Origin of the sequence: Stackebrandtia sp. (genome assembly GCF_035643755.1) — a bacterium.
Taxonomy (GTDB): Bacteria; Actinomycetota; Actinomycetes; order Mycobacteriales; family Micromonosporaceae; genus Stackebrandtia.
Genome location: NZ_DASQPW010000198.1, coordinates 24,745 through 45,955, shown reverse-complemented (window position 1 = coordinate 45,955; position 21,211 = coordinate 24,745). Strand labels below are relative to the sequence as shown.

Annotated in this window: 16 protein-coding genes; 6 read left to right on the top strand and 10 right to left on the bottom strand. The window is 69.3% G+C overall.

Annotation, left to right across the window (positions count from 1 at the left end):
- The first annotated feature begins 160 nt into the window (after positions 1-160).
- Positions 161-1,276 carry a mandelate racemase/muconate lactonizing enzyme family protein gene (locus VE172_RS15220; RefSeq protein ID WP_324802776.1) on the top strand — a complete coding sequence of 372 codons (1,116 nt, stop codon included), beginning with the start codon at positions 161-163 and terminating at the stop codon, positions 1,274-1,276.
- Positions 1,277-1,280: 4 nt separating this feature from the next.
- Here VE172_RS15220 and VE172_RS15215 read toward each other — a convergent pair whose 3' ends face one another.
- Positions 1,281-2,507, bottom strand: a complete 1,227-nt coding sequence (locus VE172_RS15215) for a PLP-dependent aminotransferase family protein (protein ID WP_324802775.1) — start codon at positions 2,505-2,507, stop codon at positions 1,281-1,283.
- A 94-nt stretch (positions 2,508-2,601) separates the two neighbouring features.
- Here VE172_RS15215 and VE172_RS15210 point away from each other — a divergent pair, with 94 nt between their 5' ends.
- On the top strand, positions 2,602-3,504 hold the full coding sequence (locus VE172_RS15210) for a LysR family transcriptional regulator (RefSeq protein ID WP_324802774.1): 903 nt from the start codon (positions 2,602-2,604) through the stop codon (positions 3,502-3,504).
- Here VE172_RS15210 and VE172_RS15205 read toward each other — a convergent pair.
- The 5 genes from VE172_RS15205 to VE172_RS15185 form a co-directional block, all read right to left on the bottom strand.
- Positions 3,501-4,265, bottom strand: coding sequence for a methyltransferase (locus VE172_RS15205; protein ID WP_324802773.1), 765 nt, complete (start codon positions 4,263-4,265; stop codon positions 3,501-3,503). The genes VE172_RS15210 and VE172_RS15205 overlap by 4 nt on opposite strands.
- Positions 4,262-6,058: a glycoside hydrolase family 15 protein gene (locus VE172_RS15200; protein WP_324802772.1), complete on the bottom strand. Its 1,797-nt coding sequence runs from the start codon at positions 6,056-6,058 to the stop codon at positions 4,262-4,264. Before VE172_RS15200 ends, VE172_RS15205 begins: the two co-directional genes overlap by 4 nt.
- A 62-nt stretch (positions 6,059-6,120) precedes the next feature.
- Positions 6,121-7,032, bottom strand: coding sequence for an aldose 1-epimerase family protein (locus VE172_RS15195; protein WP_324802771.1), 912 nt, complete (start codon positions 7,030-7,032; stop codon positions 6,121-6,123).
- Complete coding sequence (gene zwf / locus VE172_RS15190; protein ID WP_324802770.1) at positions 7,029-8,432, bottom strand: glucose-6-phosphate dehydrogenase; 1,404 nt, start codon at positions 8,430-8,432, stop codon at positions 7,029-7,031. The genes VE172_RS15195 and zwf overlap by 4 nt, the downstream gene beginning before the upstream one ends.
- A gap of 22 nt (positions 8,433-8,454) precedes the next feature.
- Positions 8,455-9,015 (bottom strand): shikimate kinase, encoded by a 561-nt coding sequence (locus VE172_RS15185; RefSeq protein WP_324802769.1) that lies wholly within the window; start codon positions 9,013-9,015, stop codon positions 8,455-8,457.
- 143 nt (positions 9,016-9,158) lie between these two features.
- Between VE172_RS15185 and VE172_RS15180 the strand changes: the two genes are divergently transcribed.
- Positions 9,159-10,715: a sulfatase family protein gene (locus VE172_RS15180; RefSeq protein ID WP_324802768.1), complete on the top strand. Its 1,557-nt coding sequence runs from the start codon at positions 9,159-9,161 to the stop codon at positions 10,713-10,715.
- Here VE172_RS15180 and VE172_RS15175 read toward each other — a convergent pair.
- A complete protein-coding gene (locus VE172_RS15175; protein ID WP_324802767.1) occupies positions 10,701-12,086 on the bottom strand; it encodes a sensor histidine kinase in 1,386 nt (461 codons plus the stop codon). The two genes, VE172_RS15180 and VE172_RS15175, sit on opposite strands and share 15 nt — an antisense overlap.
- On the bottom strand, positions 12,083-12,775 hold the full coding sequence (locus tag VE172_RS15170; RefSeq protein WP_324802766.1) for a response regulator transcription factor: 693 nt from the start codon (positions 12,773-12,775) through the stop codon (positions 12,083-12,085). Before VE172_RS15170 ends, VE172_RS15175 begins: the two co-directional genes overlap by 4 nt.
- Before the next feature lie 145 nt (positions 12,776-12,920).
- Between VE172_RS15170 and VE172_RS15165 the strand changes: the two genes are divergently transcribed.
- Positions 12,921-14,870: a hypothetical protein gene (locus VE172_RS15165; RefSeq protein ID WP_324802765.1), complete on the top strand. Its 1,950-nt coding sequence runs from the start codon at positions 12,921-12,923 to the stop codon at positions 14,868-14,870.
- 286 nt (positions 14,871-15,156) lie between these two features.
- Positions 15,157-16,764 (top strand): hypothetical protein, encoded by a 1,608-nt coding sequence (locus tag VE172_RS15160; RefSeq protein WP_324802764.1) that lies wholly within the window; start codon positions 15,157-15,159, stop codon positions 16,762-16,764.
- On the opposite strand, the gene VE172_RS15155 is transcribed toward VE172_RS15160, so the two are convergent.
- A complete protein-coding gene (locus VE172_RS15155; protein WP_324802763.1) occupies positions 16,753-18,756 on the bottom strand; it encodes an NB-ARC domain-containing protein in 2,004 nt (667 codons plus the stop codon). The two genes, VE172_RS15160 and VE172_RS15155, sit on opposite strands and share 12 nt — an antisense overlap.
- Positions 18,757-19,142: 386 nt before the next feature.
- Between VE172_RS15155 and VE172_RS15150 the strand changes: the two genes are divergently transcribed.
- A complete protein-coding gene (locus VE172_RS15150; protein WP_324802762.1) occupies positions 19,143-19,619 on the top strand; it encodes a hypothetical protein in 477 nt (158 codons plus the stop codon).
- Positions 19,620-19,746: 127 nt separating this feature from the next.
- On the opposite strand, the gene VE172_RS15145 is transcribed toward VE172_RS15150, so the two are convergent.
- A complete protein-coding gene (locus VE172_RS15145; RefSeq protein ID WP_324802761.1) occupies positions 19,747-21,198 on the bottom strand; it encodes a hypothetical protein in 1,452 nt (483 codons plus the stop codon).
- Positions 21,199-21,211: the final 13 nt, after the last annotated feature.

Genomic DNA, 21,211 nt, shown 5'->3' with positions numbered 1-21,211 from the left:
GTGGTGCGCTCGGGCGACTGGGCGGCGTCGGGCGGCTTCACCGACGACCCGTCGGCCGCCGACCCCGAGGCGGGCCGCGAATGCCTGCGGGCCATCGGAAAGCGGCTCGGCCGGGTGCTCGACGCGTTCGCCGCGGTGGAGCTGCCCGAGGGAGCCCTGCGTGATCATTGACGGCATCGACGTGTGGGTCGTCAACGTGCCCTACCGCTCGGCGTTCGTGAGCTCCTTCGAGGTGCGGCGCGGCACCACCCGCACGGTGGTGCGGCTGCGCACCGACGACGGCCTGGTCGGGTGGGGCGAGACCATGCACGGCGATCCCGTCACCGCGTTGACGACCAAGCTGTTCGCGACGTATCGCGGACGCAGCCCCTACGACGTCGAGGCCGTGGCGCGCGAACTGTCCATGGTGCCGTTCTTCTACGGGTACCTGGGCTACGCCGCGATGGCGGGCCTGGAGATGGCCTGCCACGACCTGATGGCGCGCGCCGCGGGCCAACCCCTGCACCGCATCATCGGCGGCGGTCTCACCACCCGCGTCCCGTTGACCTATGTGGTCACCCCGCCCGAGGACGGCGGCGACGCCGCCGAGGCCATCGTCGCCGACGCGCTCGAGGCCGTCGGGCGCGGGTACAAGGCGTTGAAGCTCAAGGGAAGCCACGACCCCGCCGTCGACCTGGGCCACCTGGAGGCGATCCGCGAGCGGCTCCCCGACGTCGCGCTGCGCGTCGACCCCAACGGGCACTGGCCGCTGGCGCGCACCCTGGAAAACGCCCGTCGCATCGAGGAACTCCGGCTGGAATACCTGGAGGACCCGTGCGGCGACCTCGCGACCATGGCGCAGGTGCGCAAGCGGGTGCGGGTCCCCTTGTGCACCAACATGTGCGTGGTGCGGTTCGAGGACGTGGTGCCCGCGATCGAACTGGGCGCCGTCGACGTGGTGCACGGCGACGTGTTCAAGTGGGGCGGCATCGCGCCGACCAGGCGGCTGGCGGGGATCTGCGCCACGACCGGGTGGGGCATGAACCTGCACAGCGGCGGCGAGCTCGGCGCGGCCACGGCGGCGCACCTGCACGTCGCCGCGGCCACCCCGCAGATCTCCTACCCCATCGACACCGTCTACTACCTGTTCGGCGACGACATTCTGGACGAACCCCTGCCCATCGTCGACGGATCGCTGGCCGTGCCCGACGGCCCCGGGCTCGGTGTGCGACCCAGTCTCGACAAGCTCGAGCACTACGCCGGGCTGCACGCCGAACAGGGCGACCTGCTCATGTGATCGCTCAGCCGAACAGCAGCACGGGCAGCGCCTCGGGCGTCGCCTCGCGGGCGGCGGCGGTGAGCGCGTCGTCCACCGCCGCGGCGAAGGCGTCGGCCCCGCCGATCTCGGCGATCAGCGTCGACGACATGAACTTCACCAGCAGCGCCGAGGTTCCCGGCGGCAACCCCGCGAAGTGGACGGTGAGGATGCCGCGGTCGCGCAGGAGGCACATCGCCAGGGCCGCGGTGGCCTCGACCGGCGCCAGGTCCACGGGCCGGTCGGCGCGTTCGGCGAGGATGCGGGCGATGACCTCGCCCGACAGCTTCGCGATGAACGGCGTCGCCTCCACCGCGTCGGCGCCGAACCGGGCGGCCAGCGCGTCGCCGACGGTCCTGGTGGACGCGACCAGCGCCCTGACCCGCTCGGGGTGGTAGTCGCGCAGCGTGCGCGCCACCGCGGGGTACAGCACGGGGCGGCACTCGCTGCCCAGCTCGAAGGCCCGGGCGCGCGCCTTGTCGATCAGGTCGGCGCGACCACCCAGCAGACCCACCCGCGGTCCGTCCACTCCGTACTTGTCGAGTCCCGTGGCGCCCAGGTCGGCGCCGAGCTCGAGGGTGCGGGGCTGGCCGAGCATCGCCGGGCCGACCCGGGCTCCCCCGGCGTCGTCGACCACCACCAGGGCGCCGCGCCGGTGCGCCGCGTCCACGATGCGGCGGATGTCGGACTCATCCAGCGCCAGGTACGTGACGGCCAGCCGGGTCAGCACGACCACCGAGACGTCGTCGTGCGCGGCGAGCCGACTCTCGAATTCCTCGACGCCGACGGTGTCGACCAGCGTGCCCCCGGCGTCGCGCACCCCGCGCGCCACCGCGGGGTGGCTGTAGGAACGCGAGACACCGATCACTGTGGACCCTAGGCGCACGGTGACCTGGAGCGCGGCGAACAGCGCCGCGGTGAGCCGGTTGGTGACCACGATGTCGTCGCGGTCCGAGTCCCCTCCGAGGTGCTCCAGGCCGCGTTCGCGGACCTCGCCGCTGTACAGCGCGCCGGCCCATTCGTCGTCGTAGACCCAGGCGGGGACGTCGTCGGGCAGCGGGAGCCCGCGGCTGAGCCCGCTGGCGTTGTGCAGCGGCAGGCCGTCGGCGTGGCGCCGTTGGATGTGCCGCCAGGCGCGGTTGAGTTTGCGGACGTGGTCGGCGGTGCTGGACAGGGTCTTGCCCGCCGCGTATGGAAGTCCATCGGCCGTCATCGGGTGCCTCCTCGGTGTCGCCTTCAGTCGACCACGCATCTCTTGTAGCGACAAGCTCAACTTTCTGCCCGTGAACGTTCGATATGGTTCACCTATGTTGTCGGTCAACGCGCTGCGGCTGCTGCACGTGTTGCGGCTGCGCGGCACCCTCACCGCCGCCGCCGAGGAGCTGCGGCTGTCGCGCTCGGCCGCCAGCCACCAGCTCGCGACGCTGCAGCGCGCGGTCGGCAGCCCGCTCACCGAGAAGGTCGGGCGCGGGCTGCGGCTGACCGAGTCCGGCGAGCTGCTGGCCGTGCACGCCGCCCGGGTGCTGCGCGAACTCGAGGAGGCCGAGACCGCCGTGGAGGGGCTGCGCCGCGCACCCACCGGGACGGTGCGCCTCGGCGCCATCCAGACCATCCCCGCCGCCCTGCTGCCCCGGCTGCTGACCACGGTGCGTCGGCGGCATCCCGGCCTGCGGCTGGAGACCATCACCATGACCACCGACGAGGGCCTGTTGTCGCTGTCGGCCGGACACCTGGACATCGCGATCGTGCAGTCCTACGACGCCCGACCGCTGCGGCTGGAGCCGGGTATCCGCGCCGAGGTGCTGTTTCACGACCCGGTGAACCTGCTGCTTCCCGCCGCGCACGAGCTGGCCGCGGCGGACGGCCCGGTCGCGATCGCGGCCCTGGAGAGGCACGGCTGGATCGCGGGCACCCCGTCGAGCTATTTCGGACAGTTGGTGCCGTCGCTGTGCCGACGCGCGGGATTCACCCCCGACATCGTCCACCGCAGCGACGACTTCAACGTGGTCGCCTCGCTGGTGGCCGCCGGGCAGGGCGTGGCCCTGATTCCGCGCTCGGCCGCCACCGCCGCCTGGGACGGCATCGCGGCCAAGGCGATCGACGACGACTCCGGACGCGACGTGGTCGCGGCGCTGCGCGCCGGAAGCGTGGCCCGCCCGGCGATCCGCGCGGTGCTGGCGGCGCTGCGCCGGGCCGCCTCCGACGCCTAACCTCGGCGACCGACCAGGTGGAAGACCCGGCTGAGCTGGCGGTACGGGTCCTGGCGGCTGGCCCGCAGCTCCACCGCGGCGACCCGGGCGACGTCGGCGTCGGCGGCGTCCGTCCAGTCGCAAAACAGCCACACGCCGTACCAGGGCCCGGGATCGATCCCTTGGGCCGCAAACATTTCCGACAGCCCCTCGACGGTGTCGGCGCGGGTGTCCACACCCAACACGCCGCGCTCGCGGTCGGCGTCGAAGGCGGCCAGGGCGTCGTCCCAGCGGCCGTCCAGCGCCGGGCGCACCGCCAGGGTCCTGGCGTTGAGCGCCATCACCGACACCACCGCGCCCGGCGCGGCGCACGCCGCCAGGGCCGCGACCAGCGGTCGCGGGTCGTCCACGTACATCAGCACCCCGTGGCACAGCACGGCGTCGAAGCGCCGCCCACCGGTCGCCGCGGCGGCGTCCTCGCCGCCGGCCCTGATCAGCTCGGTCCGTTCCCTCACGCCCGTCGGCTCGGCGGCCAGCCGCTGTCGCGCCCTGTCCAGCATGGCCTCCGACGGGTCCAATATGGTCACCCGATATCCCATGCGGGCCAGGGGGAGGGATTGGTGCCCCGCTCCCCCGCCCACGTCGAGCACGGTCGCGGGAGGCGGCGGGAGATGCTCCAGCAACTGCTGGTGCAACACATAGGTGCGCACCCGCCCCTTCACGGTGGCGTACGCACCGTCCACGAACGCGTCGGCCAGCGGCGCCCAGGAGTCGTCGCTCATGACCAGTCCGGTGTGGAGGTGTTGGTGGAGGTGCCGCTGAGCCATCGCGCGGAGTTGACCAGGCCCACCAGGCTGAACGCCTGCGGCGTGTTGCCCAGTTGACGGCGGTTGGTGGTGTCGTACTCCTCCGACAGCATGCCGACGTCGTTGCGCAGGTCGAGCATCCGCTCGTAGAGCCGGCGCGCCTCGTCGGTTCTTCCCATGCCGTGCAAGGCATCCACCAACCAGAAGGTGCACGGCACGAACGCGCCCTCGGCCCCGGGAAGCCCGTCCACATTGTCGCTGTCGTCGTCGAGGTAGCGCAGGACGAAGCCGTCGGAACACAACTCGCGCTGGATGGCTTCGACGGTTCCCACCACCCTCCGGTCCCGCCAGGGTAGGAACCCCACCCGCGGTATCAACAGCGACGCGGCGTCCAGGCCTCTCGAACCATAGGACTGCGTGAACGTGCCGCGATCGGCGTCGAAACCTTTGGCGCACACCTCCGCGTGCACCTCGTCGCGCAGCCTCCGCCAGCGATTCGCGTCCCCCGACAGGCCGAACTTCTCAACGGCGGTGACGGCGCGATCGAAACCCGCCCATGCCATCACCTTGGAGTGCACGAACTGCCGCCGCGGCCCGCGGATCTCCCACAGGCCGTCGTCGGGTCGCTTCCAGTTGCCCTCCAGGAACTCCAGCATCGCCTGCTGGAGGTCCCAGGCGACCTCGGTGGGGGCGATCCCCGACTCGCGCTCCAGGTGCAGGCCGTCCAGCACCTCGCCCCACACGTCGAGCTGAAACTGCTCGGAGGCGGCATTGCCCACCCGCACCGGGGACGAGCCCTCGTATCCACGCAGCCAGTCCACCGTGTACTCGGGAATGCGGCGCGTTCCGTCCAGCGTGTACATGATCTGGAGTTGGGCGGGATCGCCGGCGACCGCCCGCAGGAACCAATCACGCCAGGCCGCCGCCTCGCCCTCGTATCCGGTGCCCAGCAACGCCTGCAGGGTGAACGACGCGTCCCGCAGCCAGCAGAAGCGGTAGTCCCAGTTGCGGCTTCCGCCCAGCTGCTCGGGCAGCGAGGTGGTCGCGGCGGCCAGGATCCCGCCGGTAGGCCGATAGGTCAGCGCCTTGAGCAGCATGAGCGCGCGGTGCACCTCGTCGCTCCACTCCCCCTGATATTGGCAGCCCCGCAGCCACTGCGACCAGAAGCTCACGGTGTCCGACAGCGCGGACTCGGGGTCGACCCGGCGGGGCCGGGGTTTGTGCGAGACCTGGTATGTCAGGACGAAAGGCACCCGCTGTCCCTCGTGGACCGTGAACTCGGCGAGCGTGGCCAGGTCCTCTCCGCGGGTGGGCACGGGGGTGGCCAGCCACACCGCGTCGGGCCCGGCGACCGCGGCGAGCTCGCCGGATTCGCTGCGCACCCACGGGACGATCCGCCCGTAGTCGAAGCGCAGCCGCAGCGTCATCCGCATGTCCACGGTCCCCGAGAGTCCCTCCACGATCCGCACCATGTCGGCGGCCTCGCCGCGCGGCGGCATGAAGTCGATGATCCGCACCGAGCCCGAGGGCGTGTCCCACTCCGACTCCAGGATCAGGCTGTCGCCGCGGTAGCGGCGCCGGCTGGAGTCCCGGCCGTCCCGCGGCGCCAGGCGCCAGCACCCGGCGGACTCGTCGTCCACAAGGGCGGCGAAGCAGGCGGGCGAGTCGAAGCGCGGCAGGCACAGCCAGTCGACGCTGCCGTCGCGACTCACCATGGCCGCGGTGTGGAGGTCACCGACCAGGGCGTAATCCTCGATGTACCGCGCCATTCAATCTCCTGAGTGGAGGGTCATGAGCCCACTGGCTTCGACCTTACCCGCGCGGGAGAGGCTCACACCCCTTCGGCGGTGATTCCCCAGCTTCCGGTGATCTCCTCGCCCGGAGCCAGGTGCACCAGGTCGAGCCCGGAGGCGAAGGCGTTGGGCGGGGACGTCATGGGTTCCACGCCCAGGCCCTGGCGGGTCAGGGTCGGCGGGACGTTGTCGGCGGTGTAGATCTCGAGCCAGGGCTGGGTGTCGTCGAGCCAGAACGCGGTGGCCCGAGCGTCGCCGATCAGCCGCACCCGCGCGCGGCCGTCGTCGTCACGAATCAGGTCGGTGAAGGCCCGGTCGATCCGCTGGTCCCCGAGCACCCGCTCGGCGCGCAGGTCGTACTCCGTGCCCTCGACGGGCTCGGGCGGTCCGGGCGGGATCATGCGCTCGTTCACCGGGAGGTACGACGCGGCGGGAATGTGGACGGTGCAGGTGTCGATGGGTTGGCCGACCGTGATGTACGGGTGCGCGCCGTGCGCGTACGGGGCCGCGCGCGGCCCCGGATTCCTCGCGGTGACGCGGACGGTCAGGCCGCTGTCCGCCTCCAGCGCGTACTCCGCCTCCAGGTCCAGCCGGTACGGGTAACCCGGCGAACCCATGAGCCGCAACGTCAGGCGCACCCGCTCGGGCAGGACCTCGGCGGCGGACCACGTCATCCACCTGACCAGTCCGTGAATGGCGCAGTCGTGCTCGGGTTCGTTGATGTCGAGCCGGTGATCCACCCCGTTGAACGTGTAACGGCCGTGGTCGACGCGGTTGGGCCAGGGAATCAGCAGCTGCCCCAGCGCCGCCGGGGCGGGCACGTCCGCGTCGTACGACAGGATCAGCGGCCGCCCGCCGTGGGTGAGCTCCCGCAGCCCCGCCCCCGATTCGGTCACGGTCGCCCGATACCGTCCCGCCGCGATCGTGAACTGCGAACCGGTGAGGCTCATGAGGTCGTCACCATGGAGCCGATGTCGTGCCAGCCGCCCGGCCCGGGCATGAGCTCGGCCGCGGCGGGTCCCCACGTTCCCTTGACGTACCGCACCGGCGAGTCGTCGGTGTCGATGATGCGCGAACAGATCCGCCAGCACTCCTCCACCACCCCAAAGGACGTGAAGTACTCCGGGTCGCCGGTGACGATGCCGTCCAAAATGTTCTCGTACGGCAGTTCCTCCCGCCCCAGCACCTTCGCGAAGTCCACGTCGACCGGGATCGGCTGTGCGTCCTCGCCGACGTCGGGCTTCTTCACCATCATCTCGATGCTGAGCCCGGCCTGGGGTTCCAGCCGGAAACGGATCAGGTTGGGCGGGGTGGTGCCGTCGCGGGCGGGATACAGGTCGATGGGCGGGCGGCGCAGCTCCACGACGATCTCCGTGGCGCTCAACGCCAGGCACTTGCCGCTGCGGATATAGAACGGCACGCCGGACCAGCGCCAGTTGTCGATCCACAGCCGGGTGGCCACGAAGGTCTCGGTGTTGGAGTCCGGCCGCACTCCCTCGACGTCGAGATATCCCTGGTACTGGCCACGGACGGTGTCGGCGGGGTCGATGGTGCGGGTGGCGTGCAGGACGCGCCACTTCTCCAGCTTCTCGACGCGGGCGTCGGGGGTGCTCGGCGGCTCCATGGTCAGGAAGGTCAGCACCTGAAGCAGGTGGTTCTGGAAGACGTCGCGCACCGCGCCCACCGCGTCGTAGAACGAACCGCGGTCGGCGACGTCGAAGTCCTCCGCCAGGCTGATTTGTACATTGTCGACGCAGGATTTGTCGAGGGTCGCGGCGAACAGGGTGTTGGCGAATCGCGAGACCTTCAGTCCCTCAACGGGTTCGGAGCCCAGGAAGTGGTCGACCCGCAGCAGGTGTTCCTCGTCGAAGTACTGGGCCAGCTCGCCGTCGAGCTTCCGGGCCGAGGCCAGGTCGTGGCCGAAGGGCTTCTCCACCACCAGCCGCGCGTTCTTGTTCAGGCCCACATTGGCCAGCGACCGCGCCACCGTGGTGAACAGCCCCGGCGGGATCGCCATGTAGTGCGCGAGATAGCCCAGGCCGTCCACGGCGTCGCGCAGCCTGTCGAAGGTGGAGGTGTCCTTGAAGTCCCCGGTGATCAACCGCAGCTGGGACGCCATCCGCTCGAACACCGTCTTGTTGACGCGTTTCACCGACGCGACGACGGCGGCGTAGGCGTGCTCGCGCAGCGTGTCGGCGTCCCAGTCGTTGGCGGCCACGCCGATGATCGGGATGTCGAGCCGCCCCCGCTTGGCCAGGTGATACAGCGCCGGGAACAGCATCTTCTTGGCCAGGTCGCCCGTGATTCCGAATAGGACGAGCGCTTCGGCGCGCGGAGTGGTGGTGTTCATGGTAGAGACGACCCTTCCCGCATCAGGTGGACTCATGCCCAGTCCCGGCGGCCGATCCGTGCCCCGCGCCGCCGTCCGCGGCCGACTTTACCGCCAAAGCCGACACCGCGTCGACGATCTGCCGCACCACCTCCTCGGGTGAGGTGTCGACGACCTCCACGCGCAGGTCCGCCACCTCGCGGAGGTACGGTTCGCGCCGCCGCCGCAGCGTCGCCGAGTCGAACTTCGGGCGGTGCCGCGCCGACCGAACGCGATCGTCCAGCACGTCGTCGGGGGCGTCCAGCCACACCACGAAGGCGGCGGCCAGCGCCTTCCGGGCCCTGGGGTTCTCGACCACGCTGGCGGCCGCCGCGATCACCTGCCGGGGCTGGGTCAGCGCCCCGATGACGTGGTCGACCTCGTGCTCGTGCAGCACGGCCGTGCCCTCGCTGTCCACGATGTGGGCGGCGCTGGCGTCGTAGTGTTCGCGCAGGTAGGCGTCGCTGTCGGTCATGGGCAGCCGCAGGGTCCGCGACAGCAGCCGCGCGGTGGTGGTCTTGCCGGTGCCCATCAGGCCCACCAGGACAATGCTCGGTGGCGTCATGGCCGCTCTCCCGTCGCCGTGTGATCGGAGCCGTAGCCTCGCGGCCATCTTTACACGATCCGAACATTTCGCGCATCGCGCGCGAACCCGTGTCGTTCACCGTGGGGTTCATCCGAACCTTCAATGGGACGAAAGGGCATGCGATGCGGCTGGGAAAGAGCCTGATCGCGGTGATCGTCACCGCGGTGGTCGTGGTGCTGGCGGCGGTGACCGGCGCGGTGGTGTGGTCGAGCGCCAACGGCACCGTCGACGGCCAGAAACCGAACATCATCTATTTCCTCGCCGACGACCTGTCGGCGGATCTGTTGCCGTACATGAAGACGGTCAGCGGGTTGGCCGATGGCGGCACCACGTTCAATGACTACTATGTGGACAATTCGCTGTGCTGCCCGTCGCGGGCGTCGATGTTCACCGGCAAGTACCCCCACAACGACGGGGTGTTGTCCAACACCAAGGCCGACCACGGCGGTTATCCGTACTTCAAGGACCAGGAGGACGACACCTACGCCAAGGCCATTCACGACACCGGCGACTACCGCACCGGGTACTTCGGCAAGTATCTCAACGAGTATCCGATGACCAAGGACTACAAGGTGCCGCCGGGCTGGGACGAGTGGGATGTCGCCAACGGCGGCGGATACACCGAGAGCAGGTACAAGCTGAGCCATTACGTCGCCGGCAAGTCCAAGTCGATCGGCGACGGAAACGGCAGATACCTTGTGGACCTTCTGGGGGATCGCGCCGCGAAGTTCGTCAAGCGATCCCAGGGCTCCGACAAGTCGTTCTTCCTTCAGGTGGCGCCGTTTTCCACCCACAGCAAGGTGAAGGGGAAGGGTCCGCGATTCCCGCCCGCTCCGCGCGACAGACCCAGCAAGCGCCATCCCGACGGCGACTGCGGGAAGGCCGACTGCGCGGATCTGGACGAGGCGAAACAGCCGGCGTTCGACGAGGACACCGGCGACAAGCCCAGTTGGGTGCGCGACGAACCGCTGACGGGCCAGGAGGTCCAGGCGGTGCGCGACGACTTCCGCAACCGGGTGAGAATGGCGCAGTCCCTGGACGAGATGGTGCACAAGGTGATCGGCAGCCTCTCCGACTCCGAACGGGACAACACCTACATCATGTTCGGATCGGACAACGGATTCCACCTCGGACAGCACCGGCTGTTGCGGGGCAAGGAATCCCCGTACGACACCGACATCCGGGTGCCGTTCATCGTCGCTCGGCCCTCCTCGGGCGGGAACAAGTCGCTGTCGGTCGACCAGATCGTCCAGAACGTCGACATCTACCCCACCCTGGTCGACATGGCCAATGGGGACGACGCCGGGCCGACCAACCGGGACGGCCGCAGCATGCTCGGTCTGATCAACGGCGAACATCCGGACGACTGGAGGGACGCGGCGCTGGTCGAGCACTACAAGCCCGATCCGAAGCATCGCGCCGACGACCCCGACAACGACCGGGGAAACGCCACGCCGCCGACCTACGACGCGCTACGTACGGCCGATCAGCTCCTCGTCCACTATCGGGGCGTATCCACGCTGGAGTATTACGATCTCGCCTCCGACCCGCACGAGGAGAACAACCAACCCGACGACCCGCACGGTCCCGGGCTCGACAAGGCGTTGAGCGCCTTGGCCTCGTGCGGAAAGCACGGGCATCCCTCCTGTTGGGACGCCGCGCACCTACCGCATTCGTGACCGCAGCGTGATGGCGAAGGAGGCCCCGCCTTCCGGGGCGGGGCCCACCGACAGTCCGCCGTCCATCTTGGTCACCAGCGCGTGGGCCAGCGCCAGCCCGATGCCCGAGGCGCCCGATCGTTCGCCGCCGTAACGGGCGTGGAGGACGCCGCGCTGAAACGCCACCGGGTAGTCGGCGTCGGACAGGCCGGGGCCACCGTCGCGCACCTCGAGGCGGGCGACGGCGTCGTCGTCGGACAGGCTCAGCACCACCGCGGCGCCCTCGGGCGAGACGCGCACGGCGTTGTCGGCGAGGATGTCGATCACCTGGCGCAGCCGCCGGGGATCGGCGCGCACGACGACGGGGTGCGGCGGGGTCGCGGCGCGAAATTCCAGGCCGCGGCGGGCGCAGCGGTCGCGCCACACGGCGGCGCCGTCGTTCACCAAAGACACCAGGTCGATGTCGGCGGAGTCCACATGGAACTCGTCGGCGCCGGTGCGGGCCAGGTCGAGCAGGTCGTCGACGAGGCGTTCCAGGCGGACGGACTCGTCGGTGATGATGCCGCCGATCCGGGCGGCGTCGTCGCGGGCGACCACCCCGTCGTCCAGGGCCTCGGCGAATCCCTTGATCGCCGTCAGCGGAGTGCGCAGCTCGTGCGACACCGACAGCAGGAAGTCGCGTTGCCGGGATTCGCTGTGCCGCAACGCCTCGGCGAGGTCGTTCACCGAGGTGGCGACGTCGGCCACCTCGGCGGCTCCCCCGATCGGGGCGCGCAGGTCGCGGCGCCCGCGTCCGATGGCCGCCGCCACGACGGCGGTGTCGCGCAGCGGCCGCGACAGCACCCGCGCCAGCAGCACGCCGGCCACGATGGCCACCCCGAGGCCGACAGCCAGGGCGATCAGGAAGTCCCGCAGCATGTCGCCGCCGATCGAGTTGGGGACCGCGACCGGTTTGACCAGCGCGAACCCCACCTTGTAGGTCACGCCGCGCGCCTCGACCAGGTAGTCGACGCCGTCGACGGTCACCGTTCGCGACACGGGATGCCCGGGTACGGCGGCGTCCATCTTGGCGCTTCGGGCGGCGCGGGCCGCGCGGTCGTCGAGGCTGGTGTGGCGGCCGCCGGGCCGATGCACGACGATGGTGATCCCCTGGCCCTGCAACACCTTCACGGCCTTGATGGAATGCAGCATGGGCTTGTCGAACGCGGCGGGACCCAACTGCGTGGCCAGGACGTCGGCCTGATTGGACAGCGTCTCGCGCGTGATGGACTTTCCCGTCTCGGTCACCAGCCGGTACCCGACGAACCCGGCCACCACCACCGCCATCACCGCCACCAGCACCCCCAGCAGGGTGATCCGGGTGACCAGCCGGGTGCGGCGCCGGGCGCTCACGGCGCCTCCGCCGAGTAGCCGACCCCGCGAATCGTCCGAATCGGACTGTCATCGCCCAGTTTCCCCCGCAACTGGGCGATGTGGACGTCGACGGTGCGGGTGCCCGTGGCCGCGGCGTACCCCCACACCTCGGACAGCAGCTGCTCGCGGGCCAGCACCTGGCCGGGGTGGCGCATCAGGTGCGTCAACAGGTCGAACTCGGTGTGGGTCAGGGTGACCTCCGCGCCGCCCGCCCACACCCGGCGCTTGTCCACATCGACCCGCACCCCGCCGATGTCGAGCGTGCGGCCCTCGGGGCGCGGCCCCATCGCCCGCCGGACCACGGTGCGCACCCGGGCCGCCAGCTCACGGGGGCTGAAGGGCTTGGTGATGTAGTCGTCGGCCCCGATCTCCAGGCCCAGCAGGCGATCCACCTCGTCGTCGCGGGCGGTCACGAAGAGCACCGGTGTCCAGTCGCCCGCGGCCCGCATCGACTGGCACACCTCGATGCCGTTGCGCCCGGCGATCCCGATGTCGAGCACCACCGCCACCGGCTTGAGCGCGGCGACGGCCTCCAGGGCCCGGTCGCCGTTGGTCTCCACCTGGACGCCGAACCCGTCGCGGCGCAGGTACATCCGCACGAGGTCGGCGATGGCCTGTTCGTCCTCCACCACCAGGACGAGCCCGCGATGGGTGGGCGAATCGCCCATGTCCTCCCCTTCCATACGTTCCCACGATGGTGCCATGGCCGCCGCCGCGATGTCTTACACGATCCGAACACCACGCTAACCGGCGGCGAACCGCGCTGTCCCACCGTGGAGGCCCACCGTCCGATTCGACGACGAGGCGAGGTTCATGCGAAGCAATCCCATGAGGCGACGCGCCCTGCTGCGCGCGGGCCTGCTGGCAGCCGCCGGCGGAGCGGGGGTCACCGTGGCCTGGAGCGCGGCCGGGGCATCCACTTCGGACTCCAAGCCGGTGATCACCGTCGACGCCGGCCACCGCCTGGCCCCGGTCAGCTCGGGATTGACCGGGGTCAACGCCAACAAGTGGTACGACGACGAGCGCGGCCTGTGGGACTCCGAACACGACGCGCCCAACACGGCGGTGATGGACAAGCTGCGCCGCACCGGCATCGGGCTGATCCGCTACCCCGGGGGCACCTCGGCGAACCTGTTCCGCTGGAAGCACGCCATCGGCCCGCGGGACGAGCGGCGCCGCCAGGTGAACGGGCAGTCCACTCGCGAACCGCAGGACAGCCGCTTCGGTCCCGACGAGTTCATGACGGTCATGGACGAGCTCGGCGCCGAGCCCCAGATCATGGCGAACTTCGCCAGCTCGTCGGCGTCCGAGATCGCCGACTGGGTCGCCTACATGAACGCGCCCACCGGAACCAGATGGGGCGACCTGCGCGCCGCCAACGGCCACCCCGAGCCGTACGGCGTGCGCCGCTGGGAGATCGGCAACGAGCTGCACCTAGGCGGCGAGCGGTACTGGCTCAGCCCCGACGACCCCACCGCGCTGCACCAGTACGTCTTCGGCGGAAAGCAGCGGCAGCACGCGCAGCCCGTCGGCACGCCGTACGACCAGCGCCGCTCGGCCTGTCTCAGCGACGGAAGCGCCCACCAGACCTTCACCGTGTGGTACCCGCCCGTCGTGCCGCACAGCCACACGATCCACGTCGACGGCCACGCGTGGAAGGCCGTCGCGAAGCTGTCGGCGGCGGGAGCCCACGACCGCGTCTACGCCCTCACCCACGCCACGGGCACCATCGCCTTCGGCGACGGGCACCACGGCGCCATCCCGCCCAAGGGATCGAAGATCACCGCGGACTACGACTCGGGCCCGCACGACGGCTTCGTCGACTACTACGACGCAATGAAGAAGGTCGATCCGTCGATCGAGGTGGTGGCGACCTGGACGCCCGTGTCGCGCGGCAAGCTGCGGGGCAAGCCGACGTTCCCCCAGTTCATGGCCGACAACGGCGTGGCGCACAAGTACGACGGGGTGTCCATCCACCCGTACACCAACTTCGTCAGGGACCTCAAGATCGACCAGTTCCCCAGCAAGGCGGCGGGCCACGACCTTCACCTGCTCGGCGAGCGGGCCGCGGTCCAGGCCGTCACCGAGCTCAAGGCCCAGGTCGACAAGCACGCCAAGAAGGGCGCCTTCGTCGCCGTCACCGAATGCGGCGCCCTGTGGTTCGGCGACCACGAGGAGAAGGTGTACCCCCACTACGCGTACACGATGTCGCATGTGGTCTACATGGCTTCCCAGTGGGCCCATTACGCCAACCTGGGTCTGGCATGGGTGGTGTGCAACGACCTGATGAGCGACAAGCCCGGTGTGTCGCGTTCGGTGTTCGGCGGCACCCCTGGCTACGTGTACTCGGCGGATGCCGTGGCGCGCCAACAGGTTCGCGACATGGTCCACGGTGGGGGCGCGGTCGTCGGGAATTCCATCAGTGACAACGTCGAGATCACGACCCGTCACACCGATCTGGGGTCGTCGTATCGGGCGCTGGCCGCCACGGCGACGGTCGCCAAGGACGGCACGGGTTACGTGATGGTCGTCAACCGCTCGGCCAAGACCGACATCGAAACCACCGTGAAGCTGACGGGGCTGTCCCACGCTGGTACCGCCGACGTGTTCGCGGTGGCGGGGAGGTCGTTCGACAGCTACAACAGCGACGCCGACACCGACGCCGTCGCGATCACACAGTCACGACGAAAGTTCGACGGCGACGCGGTGCGATTGACAGTGGGCGCGCATTCCGTTGTGCTGCTGCGGGTCGCGGCCGCCTGACGGCACAGCCGCGCCGACCGTCGGGATCAACCCGATCGACCTGCCCGATGACCGGTTAGGGTGTCGGGGTGTCCAGGCCACAGACGGGTTCGAGTGAGCGCATCCACCCTCCGCGCCGCCCGGAGTCCACTGTGGTAGAATGGGGGGCCAACGGCCAACGGCCAACGGCCAACGGCCAACGGCCAACGGCCAACGGCCAACGGCCAACGGCCAACGGCCAACGGCCAACGGCCAACGGCCAACGGCGTGAACGGCTGAACTGTCGACGTGCCAGTGGAGGGTCGGCGTGACGGTGAGCCCCGAGGGCAAAGTTACGCTCGGATCCCAGCGGTCGGTCCTCGTGGTGGCGCGCAACGGGGCGTCGGCGTTTCGGGCCCTGGAAGTCATCAAGCTGTTCGACGACGACGCTCGGATCAACCTCCGCGTCACGGTCGGCCCCGATTCGCGCTACGCGTACGGCGTCGAGCAGCTCCTCACCTCCGAGCGGATTCGCCTGCTGCCATGGGAGGCCGCCAAGCACTCCACTTTCGACCTCGTTCTTTCGGGCGGCGCCAACGCTTGCCTGGCCGAGCTGAACGGGCCCGTGGTGGTGTTCCCGCACGGGGCGGGACACCACAAACGCCCGCCCGCCGCGTCCGACGGCGAGCGGGTATTCGAGCTGACCCCCGAACAGTTGCTGCGCGACGGTTCTGTCATCACGTCCCGATTGCTCCTGCCAGGACGCGACTCGATGGATCGGATACGCCGCCATTGCGAACCCGCCGTCGATAACGCCGTGATCGCGGGGGACCCGATCGCGCAGCAGCTTCGCGCGCACCTTCCGCTGCGCGACACCTATCGGTCCAGCATCGGCCTGAAGCCCGGCCAGCGGCTGGTCGTGGTCTCGTCGACCTGGGGGCCGAGGTCGTTGGCCGCGCGATCGCTCGACCTGATCAAACGGCTGGTGGCCGAGCTGCCCGTGGACGAATATCGGGTCGCGGCGACGTTCCACCACAACGTCACTGTCAGGGACGGACATCGGGAGCTGGAGCGGATACTGAGGTCGGCGGTTGACGCGGGCCTGATCCTGATCCCGCCCGAGACGAGCTGGCAGCCGTTCGTGATCGCGGCGGACGCCGTTGTCGGCGACCATGGATCGACGACGTTCTATGCGGCGGACCTGGTTCCCGTGGCCATCGCCACCGACGAGCCGCACGACTGCCCCGCCGACAGCCCGATGACCGCGCTCATCGAAGCGCTGCCCCACATCGATGAGGAGCGATCGATTCGGGCGCAGGTGGAGGCGCTGATCGCGAAGCCCCAACCGGAGACGGTCTCGGCGATCATCGACGCCTCGATCGAGCGGGATATCGACGCGTCCGCGGCGTTTCGATCCACAATGTACGAGCTCATGGACCTGGGGGAGCCCGCGAGCCCCGCGTTCCTGTCGCTGGACAGTCCGCGGCCCGATCGGGTGGAACCCACGGCGTACCTGGTGGACGCCGCCGTCGCCGACAATCGGGTGGTGCTGACGCGGTACCCCGCCGCGATCACCCCCACGAGGCAGGGGCGACACCTGGTGGTGCGCAGCGACGACTCCGACCCGCGACGCGCACAAACCGCCAATGCGTTGGTCGCGGTGAACGAGGGCTTGGAGCTGGCCGACCTGCTCAGACGGTTTCCTGGGTGCCGCGTCGCGGTGAAGGCACTGGCGTCGGGCGGGGTGGCGGTGCGGGTGCAGGACGGGAGTGAGATTCGCGCGGTCGCCGATCGGCCCGCCGACGCCGACGTGGCCGCCGTCGTGGCGTCGGCGTACCTGGCGCTGACCCGGGAAGGCAGACCCATCGAGGGCGAGGCCACCGTGGAGTGTCCAGGACACGGCACCTCGGTGCGATTCGGCCGCCTAGGAGCCTGACAGGCCGGCCAACCGTTCATCCACCTCGGCGAGACGTCGATGATGGCTCGCGAAGTACAGCTCCCGCAACCGTTCGAGACACCTGCGCTCCAGGTAGGCGAGTTCACGTCCTCGCGCGACCAGGGACAGCTCCCACAGGGCGTCGGCCTCGATGCGGAACCACTTCTCGCCCTCCAGGGCGTTGACCGCCTTGGTGACGACCTCGTGGGCCTCATACCACTTGCCCATGAGCCGATACGCCTTGCCGAGATTGGTTTGGACCTTGGCGACGTCACGGAAGTGGCTGACCTCAATCAGGCGTGACTCGGCGGCGCGCAGGTTTTCCGCGGCGGCCGCGTAGTTCTTCGCGTCCAGATAGGTCGTACCGATGAACATGTACTGAAGGCCGACGCCGCGCCGATTCGCGCGTCGTTCCCGATCGGGGGCACTCGCGTCGGAGACGCGCTGAGCGAACAGCTCCAGGGCGTGCGTGTAGCGCTCGATCGCTTCGAGAAACCGTCCTTGATACTGGTACAGGCGTCCCTTGTGTTCAACCGCCGACGCGTGCACATCGGCTCCGATGCCATCGGCGAACGGCACGGCGATGGCCCCGTTCAGCTCGTCTTCGGCCCTGGCGTACATCGCGCCCGGGTCGGGGGCGTTGCGCGCGTTCTCCATGAGCGCTCGGGAAAGGAAGGTGCGAAAGCGCACCTCGGCGACGCGATCGTTCGCCGCCATGGCCGCGTCGACGGACAGCTGACTCGATTCGAGCCAGTCCGCGAGGAACAGGGTTCCGATGTAGTGCACCCACAGTGCCTCGCCCAGCCGCATGGCGGGGCGGAACCATCCATAGTCGAACAGCTGGCGTTGCAGGGCGAGCAGATTCGTGCCCTCGTCGGCGAACCAGTCCCTGGCCTGGCCGTCGTCCGCGAAGGTCCTGGGCGCGGAGGCCTCGGGCGGGAACACCCGATTTCGGTCGTGAATGAACGCGGCGTCGGCGGCCTGAGCACAGCCGATGTACCAGTCGCTCCACACCTTCAGCGCGTCGGCCTCGGTGTCCTGGCCATCAATGATGATCGATCGGGCGTGGGCCCTGATCAATCGGGGCAACCGATAGCGGTCATCGGTGTGCGGGTCCAGCAGATGACGGTCGACCAGCTCCATGATCACGTCGGACCCGTCGACGTCGGCCGTGTCCACCAGCGCGAGGATCGCCTCCTCGGCCACGTCGTCGCCTGGGTGGTGTCCCAGGAGTCGGTACACCCGCGCCGCCTCGGCCGACAGCGTCTTGTACGCGTCGCCCGCGACGATGTCGAGTACCGATCGCCGATCGCGCGAGGTGCCGCGACGGTTCAGCTCGGAGCGCAGCCATGCGGTGACCTTGGCCGCGGTCATGTTTCTGTTGCGCCGCATCCGATCGACCGCGAGGCACAGGAGTCTGGGCATGTGGTCGCACAGCTCGATGAGCCCGCCGACCTCGGTGCGCTCTCTTTCCAGGCGATCGGGTTCGACCAATTCGGAGACGATGTCGAACGCGGCATCGGTGCTCAGGGGCTCCAACGGGATGTCGCGCTGCCCCGTGACGTAGGTGTCCCGTTGGTGGGTCGTGACGATCAACCCGCTCCCCGCCGACGACGGCCGCAGGGTCAGCACCTCGGCTTCGTTCTCGACGTGATCGAGTACCACGAGCATCCGCTTGCCCGCCAGGTACGACAGGTAGCGCTCGCGCCGAGACTCGGTCTCCTTCGGCACCTCACAACCGCACGCGTTGAGGAACTTGCCCAAAACGTCGGCCACCGCCGCGCCACCGTTGGCGCGATCCTTTCGAAGGTCGGTGTACAGGACGCCGTCGGGGTACAGACCCTCACCGTAGGCGTGTCCCCATTGCACCGCCAGGGAACTTCCGCCCGTGCCGCTTCGCCCGCTGAGCACCGCCACCTTCGCGCTGGGTTCGTCCGAAGTCAGGTACGTCGTCAACCCTCGCAGCTCGTCGACGCGGTTCTTGAAGATCAACGGCGCCGCGGGCAGACCCTGTGGCTTCGTCGGCCGTGAGACGGGAGGACGGCGGTCGAGGAAATACAGATTCTGGCCCTGAAAGACATCTCCCCCAACCGAACCCGACACCTCATTGTGGACTGGTGGTTCTTCGTCATCCGATCCCACGTTCGCTCTCCCCAGCCGATTCGTCCATACGCAACTCTACGCGCCGACCCGAACGCCGGGTGGGACGCTTGGCACGCATAGGGGATTCGCCGGGGCCGCCCACGATGCCAACCTGAATCTCCCAGCCTTGCTGGGACACGGGACGCTCAACATTCAGGACTCTAAATGCATCAGATGCCTCTGCCCGACCCCGAACCACCCCCGAACCCGCGCCGTCGATGCCGACGCCCGCGCTCGTGCCGTCGTACACCCTCACCCCCGAACCGCCCACCGACTGCCACCACATTCGCGACTGGCGGTACTGGAAGCGCGCGGTGCTGGGCGGCGTCGTCTTCGTCGTCATCCTGACGGCGATCTCCACTCCCATGGCGATCGCCAAACATTCGGCGCTCTACCTCCTGCGCCCCGCGCTGGCGTTGTTCCTGCTCATCGTCATCGCGCTCTTCCAGCTGCGCAACGGCACCGTCATCGAGCCGCGCCGCCTCAGCATCATCGCGGCCTTCAAACGCCACGACCTGTCCTGGGGCAGCATCACGCGAATCGACGTGGAACGCTCCTGGCGACAGTGGATCATTCGCACCTGGCAGGGCCCCAACCCATCGCGGTGTACCAGTTGCATCCCAAGGCCCGGTTCGGCCGTGTCCGTCGCGGCGACGCCGGCGCGCCCATCACCACCGACGAACGTCCGCCGACGGACGCCCCAGCGGAAGTGATCGAGGCATTCACGCTCATCAACAACTATCGCCATCATTACGGCCGCTGACGTTGCGTGCCAAGCGAAAGCGGGGACGGCGGCCCACGCGGCCGCCGTCCCCACCGATCGTCATCGGATGATGTGCGTCAGGCGATGATCAGTCGGTAGTTGCCGACGTACTCGCCATTCTTGGTGCCGATCTTGACGCCGGCGGCCTTGACGGCGGCCAGGGCCTGTTTCACATTGGCGGGCGCCGTCTGCAACAGCTTCTGCACGTCGAAGAACGCGGCACCATCGAGCTTCTTGGTGGCGCCACCCATGGCGTCGGAGTAATACTCGTTGTCGGTGATCTTGCCGTTGTCGGAGGACCCCACGGTGTTACCGGTGAGGGTCTTTCCGTCCACCTTGGTCTCCAGGGTCCCCTGGCCGACCAGATCCGCCAGGGCCTTCAGGGTCTGCGCCTTGTCGGCCGAGGTGGTCTCGATGATCGCCTTGCCCGAGGGCGTCGACGATCCCGTGACGCCGCTGAGGCTCAACGCGCCCTTGGCGCCGGACACCAGGTCGAAGATCTTGTCCATGACCGCGTTGTCCAGGCCCGCGCCGATACCGGTGACGCCGCTCTTGGCCAGCTCCTCCAGGATCGTTCCCTTGAGGTCATCGGGCAGCGCGAGCGCCCCCGCGATGTCCGACTTCGGCATCTGCGACAGCTTGTCCATCAGGCCCGTCTTGCCCTCGATGACGTCCTTGGCTCCGAAGGTCGACGACACCGCCTCGATGCCGTAGTCGCGGGCCTTGGCGCCGAGGGCGATCTGACCGTGCATGTGGTTCTTGAGCGCCTTGAGCAGATCCACCGGCAGGCCACTGGTGTCGGCGTCGTCGGGCAGCTTCTTCTCGAGGATGTCGTACGACTGGTCGAGATCGGCCCAGGCGGTCAGGACCTGGTCCTTGCCCAGGAAGGACTTGGCCTTGGAGTACCGGCTCGAGGCCGACAGCGGGGACTTCTCCGCCTCGGCCGCCGCGGATTTCGCCGCCGCCTGCGCGCCCTTCTCGCCGAAGGCGATGGTGGCGTGTCCGTCCTCGATGTCGTAGCCCACCTGGTCGGCGCCGCCGTCCTGCTTCAGCGCGGCCAGGCCCTCGTCGGCGGCGTCCTCATCGAGGACGGACACCGTGGCCAGGCCGTAGGGCTCGCCCTTGTGCTCCCACATCGCGACCGAGGCGCTGGGACCGACCCAGTCGGAGAACTTGCCGTCGGCGATGTCTCCATTGTGTTCTTCGAGCATGTCGAGGAACTGGGTGACGGCCTCCTGCGGCGCGTCGCTGCCGGTCGCGGCCGAGGGGAACTTCGCGACCAGCTCCAGCATCTGCCGTTGCTGCTCCTTGCTGACGTCCAGGTTCAGCGTCGCGAAGGCGGCGGTCGATTCGGGAAGCAGTGACTGCGGGTCGACGCCGTCGGTGCCGAGATACGACGTAGCCGCCCACGCTCCTCCCCCACCGATCGCCAGGGCGACACAGCCGGCGATGCCGAGCGTCAAACCCTTGTGCCGTTTCCGCCTTCTCTTCTTCGACGTGGTGCCATCGCCGATGGCGTCCAATTTCATGCGATTCCTTTCG

Coding starts and splice junctions, on each gene's coding strand:
- VE172_RS15215 (WP_324802775.1), bottom strand. CDS start 2,507: ATGACGGCCGATGGACTTCCATACGCGGCGGGCAAGACCCTGTCCAGC.
- VE172_RS15210 (WP_324802774.1), top strand. CDS start 2,602: ATGTTGTCGGTCAACGCGCTGCGGCTGCTGCACGTGTTGCGGCTGCGC.
- VE172_RS15205 (WP_324802773.1), bottom strand. CDS start 4,265: ATGAGCGACGACTCCTGGGCGCCGCTGGCCGACGCGTTCGTGGACGGT.
- VE172_RS15200 (WP_324802772.1), bottom strand. CDS start 6,058: ATGGCGCGGTACATCGAGGATTACGCCCTGGTCGGTGACCTCCACACC.
- VE172_RS15195 (WP_324802771.1), bottom strand. CDS start 7,032: ATGAGCCTCACCGGTTCGCAGTTCACGATCGCGGCGGGACGGTATCGG.
- zwf (WP_324802770.1), bottom strand. CDS start 8,432: ATGAACACCACCACTCCGCGCGCCGAAGCGCTCGTCCTATTCGGAATC.
- VE172_RS15185 (WP_324802769.1), bottom strand. CDS start 9,015: ATGACGCCACCGAGCATTGTCCTGGTGGGCCTGATGGGCACCGGCAAG.
- VE172_RS15180 (WP_324802768.1), top strand. CDS start 9,159: ATGCGGCTGGGAAAGAGCCTGATCGCGGTGATCGTCACCGCGGTGGTC.
- VE172_RS15170 (WP_324802766.1), bottom strand. CDS start 12,775: ATGGGCGATTCGCCCACCCATCGCGGGCTCGTCCTGGTGGTGGAGGAC.
- VE172_RS15165 (WP_324802765.1), top strand. CDS start 12,921: ATGCGAAGCAATCCCATGAGGCGACGCGCCCTGCTGCGCGCGGGCCTG.
- VE172_RS15145 (WP_324802761.1), bottom strand. CDS start 21,198: ATGAAATTGGACGCCATCGGCGATGGCACCACGTCGAAGAAGAGAAGG.